Raw genomic sequence first — 11685 nt, 5'->3', positions numbered from 1 at the left:
TCCCAGCCACCCCGTAGGTGGCTCAGACGTGGGAGGCCACACGGCAGCCAGCCGCGCCCTACCCACAAGCCCGGCCCTTCAGGGCCGGGTCAAGTTGACTGAACTTCTAGATGCCTGCGAACAGGGCTGGCATGTCGCCGATCGGGCCGCTGCTATCGGTGCGGAGCCGCGACCGGATGGATCGCGAAGTCACGCCGGAGTATCAGAAGGTGAACGCCATGTGCTCCTCCGCCGCGATCACCTCGCCGGAGAAGCTGCTGCGGGCGTCGGCGGTCGAACGAGCGCGGTCACTGCCGGGCCAGAAGTGGGTGAGCATCAGGCGCTTGGCCCCGGCGCGGGTGGCCCAGGTTCCGGCATCGACGGCGCTCATCAGATAGGGGTCGCCGCTCTCCGCTGATGTGCTCTGGAGCGTGGCTCCGGCGATGAAAAGGTCGGCGTCTGCAGCCAGTTGGGACAGGGCCGGGTCCGGCCCGGCATCGCCGCTGTAGGCGAGGGTCAGGCCGGGGGCGGTCAACCGTACGCCCGAGTGCGGGACATGGTGCGGAAGCAGCGCGGAGTCGAGCCGCAGCGGTCCCACCCGGTGGTTCGACGGGAGTGGGTGCACGTCGAAGACGTCGAGCAGATCCTCCGTCGGTTCCATCGCCTGGACGCGTCCGGTCACCCCGGGAGGGCAGTACAGCGGCAGCCGGGCGCCCCGCTCCGTCGCGAAGTAGCGCGCGCGGCACAGGGCGCTGAGGTCGGCGCAGTGGTCGGGGGGCTCATGGGTGATCACCACGGCGTCCAACTGCGCGTTTGCGCAGTGCTCCAGCAAGCGCGGGAAGGCCGCGTAGCCCAGGTCCGGCACCAGTCGGAACCCGTCGTACTCCAGCAGGTAGCCGCTGGCGCCCCGGCCGGCCTCGGGCCAGGCCCCGCACGTCCCCAGTACCGTCAGTCTGCGCACCGGCTGATGTTCTCATGAGCGGTTCCAGCGGCCGGACTTGGGTGGACCGGGCACGCACGGCAGTCGGTACGCGGTGAAGCGATGGACCCGTCACGTGGCCGGGAAGCGCGGCGGACATTGCGTCCACCCATACCAGCCGGCCGTCCAGCCGGACCGCTCGCCCCGGTCCGCGCGGTCCCGGCGCGCCGGAAGACGGGCGCCGACACTCAGATCGTATGCGCCCTAACCGTTCCATCCTGCTCACCCGTCATTAATATGACCGAACTGTTTCCGTACGGAAGTGTCGCGCGATCGGCCGGAGGCCGGCCCGGTCGCGCCGGGGAAGGGAATGTGGCATGGAGGGGGCGGTGCGGTTCAACGTGCTCGGCGCCATGCAGATCTGTCTCGACGGGGCCGACGTCCCGGTCGGGCCACCACAGCAGCAGGCCACGCTCGCCGTGCTGCTGCTCCGCTCGGGGCGAGCTGCCTCGCTGCACGAACTGGTCGGCATGGTCTGGGGCGAGGAGGCTCCGGACTCCGCCGTGACGAGTCTGCGTACCTACGTCTGGCGGTTGCGGCAGCGACTGGAACAGGGGCGCGCCACCCCGCAGTTGCTGCTCTCCGCCGGGTCCGGCTACCGGCTGGCGGTGGCGCCGGCCGGCGTGGACGCCCACTGCGCCGAGGAGCTGGCGGCCGAGGCGGCACGCGCCCGCGCGGCGAGGTGGCACGAGGAGTGCGCCCGGCTGCTCACCGAGGCGGTGTCGCTGTGGCGGGGCGAGCCGCTGGCCGGGGTGCCCGGACCCTTCGCCGAGCAGCAGCGCTCCAGGCTCGCCGAACTGCGGCTGATGCTGCTGGAGGAGCGCTTCGATCACGACCTACTGCTGGGCCGGTACCCGTCCACCATCCCGGACCTGACCGCCTTCACCGGCGAACACCCGCTGCGGGAGCGGCCGTACGGCTTCCTGATGGAGGCCCTGTACCGCTGCGGACGGCAGGGCGAGGCGCTCGCCGTCTTCGCCAGGGCGCGGCAGCTGCTGGCCGACGAGCTCGGTGTGGACCCGGGGCCGGAACTGCGCGAGCTGCACCGGCGGATCCTGGCCAACGACCTGGCGCCACGCACCGGGGCGCCCGCGCCGGTACGGATCGGCGCGGGGCCCGCCGCGCCCCCGGCCGCCGTGCCCGCGACCTCGCCCGCCCTTGCCCGTCCCGCTCAACTCCCGCCGGACACGGCGGACTTCAGCGGCCGCGAGGAAGCGGTGGCGGAACTGCGTGAGGCCCTGCTCGGCGCGGACCGGACCGCCCTGACGGTCGCCTCGGTCAGCGGGATGGGCGGCATCGGCAAGAGCACCCTGGCGCTGCGGGGGGCGCACCAGGTCAAGGGGCGCTACCCCGACGGCCAGCTCTACGCCGACCTGCGGGGTACCGGGACGGACGCGGCCGAACCCGGTGTGGTGCTGGGAAGCTTCCTGTCGGCGCTGGGAGTGCCGGGCCAGGAGATCCCCCGTTCCCTGGAGGACCGGACCCGGCTCTTCCGTACCGTGCTGGACGGCCGGAGCGTCCTGCTGCTGCTCGACGACGCCAGGGACGCCGCCCAGGTCAGGCCGCTGCTGCCGGGCTCGGCCGACTGCGCGGTCGTGCTCACCAGCCGGGCCCGCCTCGCCGGGCTGCCCGCCACCGCCCACGTCCGGCTGTGCGTGTTCGAGACCGAGGAGGCGCTGGCACTGCTCCAGCGGGTCATCGGCACCGAACGCGTCGCGGCGGAACGGGCCGACGCCGTCGAGCTGGTCACCTCCTGCGCGAACCTGCCGCTCGCCGTGCGGATCGTGGCGGCCCGGCTGGCCGCCCGGCCGGGCTGGACGGTGGCGAACCTGGTGCGCAGGCTCGGTGACGAACGCCGGAGGCTGACCGAACTCCAGGCCGGCGAGCTGGCCGTGGCCGCCGTGTTCGAGCTCGGCTACCACCAGCTGACCGAGTCCCAGGCCCACGCCTTCCGGACGCTCGCGCCCGTCACCGGGGGGAGCATCGGCCTCGGCGCGGCGGCGGCCGCCCTGGGCCTCACCGAGGACGAGGCGGAGCCGCTGCTGGAGTCGCTGGTCGACACCGCGCTGCTGGAGTCGCCGTCGTCGGGCCGCTACCGGTACCACCAGCTGGTCCAGGCCTTCGCCCGGCAGCTGCCCGCGCCGGCGGGCCGGGAACAGGACGGCGGGCGCACCGGGGTGGCCCACCGGCTGCTCAACTTCCTGCTGGGAGCCGCCGGATCGGCCTTCCAGCAGATGGTCCCGGGCGACCCCGTGCACACCACGCTCACCCCGGGAGACCCGCGCGGACCGCGCTTCACCGGCCTGGCGGACGCCCGCGCCTGGGTGGCCGAGGAGTTCGACGGGGCCGTCCACATCATCCAGCTCGCGGTGCAGGGTGGCACGGCGACACCGGAGCTGCTGGACACCGCGGCCGACCTGCTCATCGCGCTGAGTCCGTTCGGCCGGGACATCCCCTACAGCCAACTGGCCTCCGCCGCCGCGGCGGTGGCCGAGAAGGCCGTCCGCGCCGGCAACGACCGTGCCGCGGGCCGGGCTCTCTTCGTGTGCGGCAACGCCGCGCTGCAGACCACCCGGCTGGCAGCGGCGAGCGCCCACATCCGGCTGGCGACCGAGGCCTGCCGCCGTGCCGGTGACACGGTCATCCTGCGTCAGACCTTCAACGACCTCGGTGTGATAGCGCAGTTCGAGCAGCGCTACGACGAAGCCGTTCACTACTTCGACCAGGCGCTGGCCCTGGCCCGGCAGATGGGCCACCGCTCGGGCGAACTCGTCACCGTGCTGAACGCGGCCATGGCCAGGCTGCGCAGTGGCCGGGCCGACGAGGCCGTGGCGGCCTGTGACGGTGCACTGCCGTTGCTGCGCGAGGTGGCCGACCACCACGGCACCGCCCACGCGCTGTGCGTGCGGAGTCTGGCCCTGCACGAGCTGCGGCGGTACCCGGAGGCGCTCGCCGGGTACCGGGAGTGCCTCGAGATCTGCGCGAGCTCGGACATCCCCGGCCAGGCGGCCCAGGCCCGCTACCGCGGTGCGGCCACGCTGCGGGCACTTGGCCGGCTGCCGGAGGCGTACCGGGAGGCGGAGCGGGCCCTGGCCCACTACCGCACCGCGGTCGGCAGCGAGCGCGACCGGGGCCACGCACTGCTGATCCTCGCCCAGGTCTCGCTGGACCTCGGCCGTGTCGAGGAAGGGCTGGCCCGCGCGGCCGAGGCGCACTTGGTGCTCGGCGGCATCGGGCTCCCCGAGGCCGCCGAGGCCGCGGCGCTGCCGGGCCGGGCCCGCTCCCTCACGCTCGCGCAGGCCACGGACGGACCGATCCCGCCAGCCTGAGCGGGAACGGCCCGATCAGACCTTGGTGTTCCACTCGGTCACGTCGCTCGGCGGCTGCGGCCCCGAGCCGCCGCCGGCGACGGCGTGACCGGTGGGCACCTCGTGGGTGACAGCGGAAGCGACCGTACCGGCGGCGGCCAGCACGGCGGCTACGGCGGCCGGGACGAGTACCGCCGCACGGAATCGGCGGAACACTGCAGATCGCTTCATGAGGAGACTCCCGGTCGGTTCAAACGGTGTGCTCAGGCCCTTATCCTCACCGCTCGCGATCTACGTCTCATATACGAGCTGGTCACAGGGGTTCGGTGACCGCCCCGGTGCTACGGCCGGGGCGCCGGGCGGGCGCCGGGGCCCTGGACCAGCTCCACCTCGGCCAGGCCCGTCACCGGGTGTCCCCGTTCGCAGACCAGGGCCAGACGGACGTCCGCGCCGCAGTCCGCGTGCCGGTGCCTGGTGGCCGGACCGGCCGGGTCGCCCCGGTGCCGGTCGCCCCACTCCTTGAGCGAGAGCAGGATCGGGTACAGCTCGCGGCCGCGCGGGGTCAGCCGGTATCCGAACCGGGTGCGCCGGCCGGCCTCCTGGTACGGGAACCGCTCCAGCAGTCGCGACTCCACCAGCTCGTCCAGTCGCCGGCTCAACACCGCGGCCGAGACCGCCAGATGGCGCTGGATCTCGTCGAAACGCTCCAGGCCGCGTGCGATCTCCCGGACGACCAGGAGCGCCCACGGCCGTCCCACCACTTCCAGCGCGCGGCCGATGCCGCAGTTGCTGACGTCCTGTTCACCCCACTCCACGGACCCACTGTAGCCGTTGAGAGATGTTGGCTTTCGATTTGAAAGCCAGCTGCGTAGACTGCTGACCGTCCATCAGGAAGTCGGGACCGGATCGCACTGCCCGTGGCGGCCGGTCATCGGTCCGGCCCGCCGCCGGCCGCCATCAGGAGGTACGTGCCATGCCGCTCGTCCGCATCACGCTCAGCTCCGACCGCCCCGCCGAGCAGCGGCCGGAGATCGCGGCTGCGGTGCACCGCGCGCTGGTCGACGCCGTCGGCATCCCGGAGAAGGACCGCTTCCAGATCGTCCAGGCCCTGCCCGCCGAGCAGATGTTCTTCGACCCCGAGTACCTCGGCGTCGACCGGCGCGACGTCGTCTGCGTGGAGATCACGCTGCGCCGGGGGCGCCCGGAGGAGACCAAGCGCGCCCTGTACCGGCGGATCGCCGAGGAGGCGGGCAAGGTCGGGGTCCGGTCCGAGGACGTCCTGGTGGTGCTGACCGAGAACGGTTCGGCGGATTGGTCCGCAGGCCGCGGTGAGGCCCAACTGCTCGACCTGGAGCAGCAGATGGGCTGACGCCGGACGGTGGGGGCCGGTGGCCGGCCGGTCGGCGTGCGCGGCCCGGCGGCCAGCCCGTCAGGGCGGGGGTGGGACGCGCGATGGCCGGCCGGTCACGGCAGGGTCAGGATGCGCGGCCCGTCCTCCGTGATGGCGACGGTGTGTTCGGCGTGCGCGGCCCGGCTGCCGTCGTGGGTGAGCAGGGTCCAGCCGTCGGGGGCGGTGCGGTAGTGGTCCCGCCCGCCGGCCAGGAACATCGGCTCGATCGCGAGGACCATGCCGTGCCGCAGGACCATGCCGCGTCCTGGGCGTCCGTCGTTGGGGACGTGCGGGTCCTCGTGCATGCCGCGGCCCACGCCGTGGCCGCCGAAGTCGGCGGGGATCCCGTAGCCGGCCGCGCGGCCGACGCTTCCGATGGCGTGGGAGATGTCGCCGATCCGGGCGCCGACCAGCGCCGCCTCGATGCCCGCCGCGAGGGCGCGCTCGGTGGTCTCGATGAGCGCCAGGTCGGCGGGCGCGGGCGTGCCGACGACGAAGCTGACGGCCGCGTCGCCGGTCCAGCCGCCGAGTTCGGCCCCGCAGTCGATGCTGACCAGGTCGCCGTCGCGCAGCCGGTAGCCGGTCGGGATGCCGTGCACCACGGCGTCGTTGACCGAAGCGCAGATCACCGCCGGGAACGGGGTGGCGGCGAAGCCGGGGCGGTAGCCCAGGAACGGCGAGTCGGCCCCGGCCTCGCGCAGCACCTCGCGGGCCACCTCGTCCAGTTCCCGCAGGGACACCCCCACCGCCGCCGTGCGGCGTACCGCGTCGAGCGCGTCGGCGACGACCCTTCCGGCTTCTCGCATCGCGTCCAACGCCGCGTCAGTCTTGATCTCCACCATCTCCGGTGGCCTCCCCAGTCGATCGCCGTGACCCCACAGTGGGCCAATTCTTATACCGGTATTAGTATCACGGTCATGGTGCGCACCCCACTCACTCCCTTCGAACGTGAACGCGGCGAACGCCTCGGTGCTCTGCTCCGGCAGGCCCGGGGCGAGCGGAGCATGGTCCAGATCGCGGCGGCGGCGGGCCTGTCGGCCGAGACGCTCCGCAAGATCGAGACCGGCCGGGCTCCGATGCCCGCCTTCTTCACGGTGGCGGCGCTCGCCGGAGCCCTCGGTCTGTCCCTGGACGAGCTGGTCCGGTTGTGTGCTCCCGTGGGCGAGGGGGTCGCCGGACGGTTGTCGGCCTGAGTCGAATGGCGTTCCAGTAGAGCGAACTGACGTCCAGGCGGCGAAGATGATCTGTCCCTGACATTGGCCGAGTGTTCACTCGGCGCCCCCGCGCGAGGGAACTCCGCTACGGCAGAGTCGTACTCGATCTGACGCAGCCACGTCTCAAGGACCTGCTTCGTCCTCGAAGACCAGCCATGACCCCTGCTCCCGCACGGTCTTCTCCACCTCGGGCCGGACCTCCCGCATCCACCGCTGGACGGCCTGGGGGTCGCGCTCGACGGCCCGGTGCACCGGGACCTGCACGCTGAAGTCCATCTCGTGCAGTATCCGGGAGATCTGCGAGTGGCTGAACCGCACGTGGAAGCGCCTGGCGACCAGCAGCGCGACCCGGGGCAGCGTCCAGCGCCGGTCCTCCACCCATCCGTGCGCGGCCGGCCCCCGCTCCAGCGCCATGGCGAGCCAGGCCCGCCACGCGGGCTTCATCCGCGAGGGCCGCCCGCTGGGGCCCTTGGACCGCAGGGCCCCGGCCCCGCCCTCGCGCCAGGCCGCGTGCCAGGCATACGCGGACTTCCGCGACACCCTCAGCCGCCCGGCCACCACCGGCGGGGACACCCCCCCGCTCGAACATCCCGGCGGCCTCCAGCCGCACCCGCTCACGCCCGGCACGCTCCCGCGCGGTCAGGCCACCCCCATCGGGATGCCTCATCTCCCATACATAGAGCCGAACTGACTATCTGTCACCCCCACCCGCAAGCCTCAGTTGCCGGCGAACCAGGGTCGGGCGCTACCGGAGGCGCCTCCGATCACCAGCCGGTTGATACCGGAAGTGCCTTTGCAGTCGGCGGCAACCCGCGGGTCCTGCAGGAACGGGTGCCGGGGGTGGTAGAGATCGAAGCGGTCGTGCCGGTCGGCGAAGTAGCGCTTCACAGCGTCCGGCTCGAAGGGTGTGCCGAAACTGCCGGTTGCGCCGCCGCATCCACTGCTCGCCGCTCTCACCGCGCGCCAGCGTGTCCAGTACGGTGATGCGGTAGGTAATGGCGGTCAGAACCCGGTAGAGAGCGCCATGTGCGGCAGGGTAGGGCAGCGCAAGGTCGGCGATCGACGCGGCGTCGAGGAACACCTGCTGCAGGCCGACCGGCCGCGTGGTGCCGTCGGTGTACAGGCAGTCGATCCACGGCTCATGGGCCAGATCGAAGACGGTCACGGCGCTCACGCACGCTCCTCGGCAACGGGGGCCTGGACGACCAGGCCACGACGGCAGTCGTAGGACACTGTCCACCCACCCACTGACAACTCACCCTCACCGCAGGGATGTTCGAGAATCAGGACCCGTCCCGGGCGCCGCTCGCCGTCCCAGCCGGGAAGTCGCCCGGCCAGGTCGGAAAGCGTCTTCTGCCAAGGCTGGAGGCGAACGGACAGCAGTCGCTCACGGATCGGGTGCAGGTCGGCGTGCCGGAGCTCCGGCAGCAGCAGGCTCCCGTCCGGATCCAGTGCCAGTCGTCCGTCGGAGCGGGCCCACACAGGCAAGACGGTGACAGTGTCCAGGTTGTAGCGGGTCGCGGCCTCGGCGTCCGTCATCGGCGAGTTCGTCAGGTCGAACAGGTCAACCAGATCACGTGGGTGAGGGATCATCACGGGCAGTGCGGCGTTCGCCATCGCCCGCTCGCCGTCCAGATGCGCCTGCACGTCGCGGGCCGCCGTGTCGACATCCCAGCCGGCGCACACCGCGTCCACCGGCTTCTGGATATCGCCCGGTACCGCGATCAGCCCGTGTACGGCCAGCAGCTCCCGGCTGGAACGCACCAGGGCCGAGGCCCGACTGAAGACCGCCGCTTGGATCACCGACTTCTACAACACGTGCCGCAGGCACAGCGCGGCGAACGGACTACCACCGACAGAATTCGAACGGATCATCAGCGAGGCAAGAACCAGCCTCCTACGCGAGGGCCTGGCTGCACAGCAAAGTCTCTACGAAACCAGGGAATTGACACGGCCGTCCTCGCCCCCTTGGGTGAGGACGCCCGCATTGGACAGCCCGTTGGGATATCCAACGCGACAACTTGCTCCGCCAGGAGCCTGATCAAGGTCACGCTCACCGCCATAGGCGGTGCCCTCCGGGGTCCGGGCGGTCATCGCCCCGTCTCCGCACTCTGCTGCTGGATGTCGCGCAGGATGTCCTCGATGAAGTCCATGGCCAGGACGGGGTGGTGGAGGGTCCAGGGGCGGTTGTGTCGGCGTCGTGGCACGGTCCAGGTGCCGTCAGGACCTGCTTCGGCCTGGTGGAGCTGGCCGTTCTCCTGCAGGACGGTGATCCAGGTGTCCACCTCGACGCTCGTGGCGGGGGTCGTGCGCATCGTGGTGCTCTCCGGTTCGGTGGAGGAGGTCGTGGGGTGGATGACCTGGGGCGGGTGACCGACTGGAGTGACCCGCCTGCCGCCCGGTCCGTGCGCTGACCGCGTGCGCGGCCCTGTAATGCTCCAGGGTGTTCCCGTGTTCGACCGAAAGGTCCTTCAGCTGCTGCTCGTACCCCTCGGTCGGGTAGCCGCGCTCCCTCATGAGCCTGGTCACCAGCTGATCCGCCTCACCGACGGCCTCCTGTGGCCGGTCCACGAAATGCTGCTGGACACCGGTCCACTCCTGCGCGTACTGCTGACGGGTCGCCGAGGAGAGCGGCCTGATCTCAAGGTCGTCATGCCGCTGCTCGCGGGCGCGCAGATCGCGCTCGGCAGCCCTGCGGCTGTCCCCGGAGTCGACGGTGCGCTCGTACTCGGGCCCGAAACGTTCCCTCAGGTGTCGACGGCGGACCGTCATCCACACGCCGACCGCGAGAGCGATCAGCACGACCACGACGATGATCGCGATGAGGATTCCTGTGGACATCGAGGTCCTCCCTTTGATGTCGGCGTCCGGATCCCCGTGACCGCCCGCCACGGTTGCCGCCCGAGCACCGGCGAAATGCGGCCGCCCGTTCTTCCGCCGACGTGCGCGTGCGGGCTTCACGTGTGTCCGGGTGCCGCGCTCCTACCAGTAGTGCCGACGGCCGCCGACCTCATGGCCCACAGCCCCCAGGATCCACAGGATCAGCCCGACGACGACAAGGATGATCCCGATGATCCACAGGAAGGAGATCTTCACAAGGAATGCGACGATAAGCAGGATTACCCCGAGGACAATCATGATGTCCTCCGATCTCACGCGAAATGCTCTTCGTCCATCTTTGTCCTCAGCCGCCTCCGCGGCAACGCGCGGCAATCTCATCTGCCTCCTCACATAAGGGGGAGGAGGCAGAGGCGCGGATGTTCGCTCCGATTCGATGGTCGGGACCAGCCTGCGCGCACCTCCTGACAGAGCGCGGTCGGCAGACGCTTCATCCCCACCCCCGTACCGTGCTGCGCCGACCGCGCCCCCGGGAGGGTCGCCCGGACCCGGCACAGGGAGGATCAGCGGGAGCGCCGACCTGCCGGCCGACGCGGCCAACACCTGCCCGAACCTCAACACCGGCCTGGCCGAAACCCTTTCACCACGGCCCGCTCCACCGACCGGGCCGCTACCTGATCGTCATCAGCAGCAAGGTGGTACAAGCGCTTCGACGCCCGCGAGGACAGCTGGACCGAGGTTGTCCTGAATCCCTGACCCCGAGCGTGGTCCGTCGGACCGGGGACGAGGGTCGACTTCTGGCGGGCACCGGGCCACGACGGGCCGGGGGAGTCGGCAAACGGTGAGCGGACCGGACAGGCTCGGGGGCCTGCACCGACTCCGGCGTTGTGCGTCCCCGGTGGCTCGCGGGTGGCCGGAGATGTCCGGGCCGCTGTGGACGTCCGCCCGCAGCGGCCCGGGGCGCCCCGGCAGTTCGGACCGGTCGGCAGTTCGGACCGGTCGGCCGGCCGACCGGGGAGTCGCTCTGTCACCGGACCGTGCTCCCTGAGTCGGGCTCGCTCGCCGGTCAGCGGGTGACGTCAAGGGACACGCCGCCGAAGACAAGGCCCGCGAGGAACAGCACGATGCCGATCACCAGGAGCCGCAACAGGCCCTTGACCAGGGCGCCGACGAATCCGCAGACGACCGCGATCAGCAGGATGAGCAGGAGGAGCACCACGGTGAACTCCGATAGGCCCGGGGCCGGTCGGGAGGCGTCACCTGACGGTGTTCTTCACCTTGTCGGCGACGTGCCGGGTGCTGTCCTTCGCCGCACCCACCGCGTGCGTGGCGCCGTCCTTGGCCTTGCTCGCGGCCTCGCGGGCCATGGACGCGGCCTGCTCGGCGTGGCCCTCGGTCTCCATCTGCCGGTCCCCGGAGATCCGGCCGACCTTCTCCTTCGCCTTGCCCTTGGACTTCTTGGCCTTCTCGGACACCTTGCTCATCGTCACTCCCTTGGGGGGTTCACGCCGGGAACCGTTTCGCCCACCGGCTCAGCCGAGCCTGGTCGACCCGCCGGGAGCACGCATCCCGTGTCGGCCGAAGGGACGACGAGCTGCCCGTCAGGCCGGCTGGGTGACACACGCCGCACGTTGCCGCACAGGCCCTCGGTACAGACGCCCCGCCGTCTGCTCGGAGTGCCGAACTGCGCCTCCGGGAGCGGCCGGCCGGCACCGGATACCCGAACTGCCGTCTTCAGATGCGGAGTTTCAGCCCAGGCGGAACGCCGAGACGGACACGAACCGCTCGCGGGAAAGGTCCTGTGGGAGCCTTTACGACTGCTCGGTGAGGATCATCAGCGTGCCGGTCTCCAGTACGCGTGCGAGTCCTCCTCCACCGTGGCCGCGTCCTCGGCGCCGAGGAAGTCGGCGAGGGAGCTCCGGGAGCTCCTGGAGGTGGACCGGGCTCGGCCGAGGGGCCGTACGGCAGGGCCGGACG

Annotated in this window: 14 protein-coding genes and 1 pseudogene; 3 read left to right on the top strand and 12 right to left on the bottom strand. The window is 71.6% G+C overall.

What is annotated here, in order from left to right; all coding sequences use genetic code 11:
* Nucleotides 1-202: 202 nt before the first annotated feature.
* Nucleotides 203-940, bottom strand: coding sequence for an MBL fold metallo-hydrolase (locus UK12_RS29930; protein WP_045306334.1), 738 nt, complete (start codon nt 938-940; stop codon nt 203-205).
* 335 nt (nt 941-1275) lie between these two features.
* Between UK12_RS29930 and UK12_RS29925 the strand changes: the two genes are divergently transcribed.
* On the top strand, nt 1276-4287 hold the full coding sequence (locus UK12_RS29925; protein ID WP_063838346.1) for an AfsR/SARP family transcriptional regulator: 3012 nt from the start codon (nt 1276-1278) through the stop codon (nt 4285-4287).
* A 15-nt stretch (nt 4288-4302) separates the two neighbouring features.
* Here UK12_RS29925 and UK12_RS29920 read toward each other — a convergent pair whose 3' ends face one another.
* Nucleotides 4303-4497 (bottom strand): hypothetical protein, encoded by a 195-nt coding sequence (locus tag UK12_RS29920; RefSeq protein ID WP_156179013.1) that lies wholly within the window; start codon nt 4495-4497, stop codon nt 4303-4305.
* 110 nt (nt 4498-4607) lie between these two features.
* Nucleotides 4608-5081 (bottom strand): winged helix-turn-helix transcriptional regulator, encoded by a 474-nt coding sequence (locus UK12_RS29915; protein WP_045306332.1) that lies wholly within the window; start codon nt 5079-5081, stop codon nt 4608-4610.
* A 158-nt stretch (nt 5082-5239) separates the two neighbouring features.
* Between UK12_RS29915 and UK12_RS29910 the strand changes: the two genes are divergently transcribed.
* Nucleotides 5240-5635: a tautomerase family protein gene (locus UK12_RS29910; RefSeq protein ID WP_045306331.1), complete on the top strand. Its 396-nt coding sequence runs from the start codon at nt 5240-5242 to the stop codon at nt 5633-5635.
* A gap of 95 nt (nt 5636-5730) precedes the next feature.
* Here the strand turns inward: UK12_RS29910 and map are convergent, their stop codons facing one another.
* On the bottom strand, nt 5731-6498 hold the full coding sequence (map, locus tag UK12_RS29905) for a type I methionyl aminopeptidase (protein ID WP_045306330.1): 768 nt from the start codon (nt 6496-6498) through the stop codon (nt 5731-5733).
* A 75-nt stretch (nt 6499-6573) separates the two neighbouring features.
* Here map and UK12_RS29900 point away from each other — a divergent pair, with 75 nt between their 5' ends.
* On the top strand, nt 6574-6849 hold the full coding sequence (locus UK12_RS29900; protein WP_045306329.1) for a helix-turn-helix domain-containing protein: 276 nt from the start codon (nt 6574-6576) through the stop codon (nt 6847-6849).
* Nucleotides 6850-6993: 144 nt separating this feature from the next.
* Here the strand turns inward: UK12_RS29900 and UK12_RS29895 are convergent, their stop codons facing one another.
* From UK12_RS29895 to UK12_RS29880, 8 genes and pseudogenes are all read right to left on the bottom strand, one after another.
* The gene (locus UK12_RS29895) at nt 6994-7443 is read right to left on the bottom strand and encodes a winged helix-turn-helix domain-containing protein (protein ID WP_063838345.1); all 450 of its coding nucleotides are present in this window, start codon (nt 7441-7443) and stop codon (nt 6994-6996) included.
* A gap of 144 nt (nt 7444-7587) precedes the next feature.
* A complete protein-coding gene (locus UK12_RS45210) occupies nt 7588-7758 on the bottom strand; it encodes a type I-E CRISPR-associated protein Cse1/CasA (RefSeq protein ID WP_442973898.1) in 171 nt (56 codons plus the stop codon).
* Between the two features lie 37 nt (nt 7759-7795).
* A pseudogene (locus tag UK12_RS45205) lies at nt 7796-8035 on the bottom strand (type I-E CRISPR-associated protein Cse1/CasA); the annotation flags it as partial.
* Between the two features lie 5 nt (nt 8036-8040).
* Nucleotides 8041-8673: a hypothetical protein gene (locus UK12_RS29890; protein ID WP_045306328.1), complete on the bottom strand. Its 633-nt coding sequence runs from the start codon at nt 8671-8673 to the stop codon at nt 8041-8043.
* A gap of 287 nt (nt 8674-8960) precedes the next feature.
* On the bottom strand, nt 8961-9185 hold the full coding sequence (locus UK12_RS29885; RefSeq protein WP_045306327.1) for a hypothetical protein: 225 nt from the start codon (nt 9183-9185) through the stop codon (nt 8961-8963).
* Nucleotides 9186-9852: 667 nt separating this feature from the next.
* Nucleotides 9853-10089 carry a DUF6131 family protein gene (locus tag UK12_RS40175; RefSeq protein ID WP_156179012.1) on the bottom strand — a complete coding sequence of 79 codons (237 nt, stop codon included), beginning with the start codon at nt 10087-10089 and terminating at the stop codon, nt 9853-9855.
* A gap of 685 nt (nt 10090-10774) precedes the next feature.
* Nucleotides 10775-10927, bottom strand: a complete 153-nt coding sequence (locus UK12_RS41750; RefSeq protein ID WP_197085277.1) for a hypothetical protein — start codon at nt 10925-10927, stop codon at nt 10775-10777.
* Nucleotides 10928-10964: 37 nt separating this feature from the next.
* Nucleotides 10965-11192, bottom strand: a complete 228-nt coding sequence (locus UK12_RS29880) for a CsbD family protein (protein ID WP_052682287.1) — start codon at nt 11190-11192, stop codon at nt 10965-10967.
* Nucleotides 11193-11685: the final 493 nt, after the last annotated feature.

The sequence above is a fragment of the Saccharothrix sp. ST-888 genome (assembly GCF_000955975.1).
Taxonomy (GTDB): Bacteria; Actinomycetota; Actinomycetes; order Streptomycetales; family Streptomycetaceae; genus Kitasatospora.
The sequence above is the reverse complement of the archived record's forward strand: the minus strand, read 5'-3'. Positions and strand labels throughout refer to the sequence as shown.

What these genes read in the sequence shown, in the direction of transcription:
- UK12_RS29925 (WP_063838346.1), top strand. Translation starts at nt 1,276, where the DNA reads ATGGAGGGGGCGGTGCGGTTCAACGTGCTCGGCGCCATGCAGATCTGT.
- UK12_RS29920 (WP_156179013.1), bottom strand. Translation starts at nt 4,497, where the DNA reads ATGAAGCGATCTGCAGTGTTCCGCCGATTCCGTGCGGCGGTACTCGTC.
- UK12_RS29910 (WP_045306331.1), top strand. Translation starts at nt 5,240, where the DNA reads ATGCCGCTCGTCCGCATCACGCTCAGCTCCGACCGCCCCGCCGAGCAG.
- map (WP_045306330.1), bottom strand. Translation starts at nt 6,498, where the DNA reads ATGGTGGAGATCAAGACTGACGCGGCGTTGGACGCGATGCGAGAAGCC.
- UK12_RS29900 (WP_045306329.1), top strand. Translation starts at nt 6,574, where the DNA reads ATGGTGCGCACCCCACTCACTCCCTTCGAACGTGAACGCGGCGAACGC.
- UK12_RS29885 (WP_045306327.1), bottom strand. Translation starts at nt 9,185, where the DNA reads ATGCGCACGACCCCCGCCACGAGCGTCGAGGTGGACACCTGGATCACC.
- UK12_RS40175 (WP_156179012.1), bottom strand. Translation starts at nt 10,089, where the DNA reads ATGAGATTGCCGCGCGTTGCCGCGGAGGCGGCTGAGGACAAAGATGGA.
- UK12_RS29880 (WP_052682287.1), bottom strand. Translation starts at nt 11,192, where the DNA reads ATGAGCAAGGTGTCCGAGAAGGCCAAGAAGTCCAAGGGCAAGGCGAAG.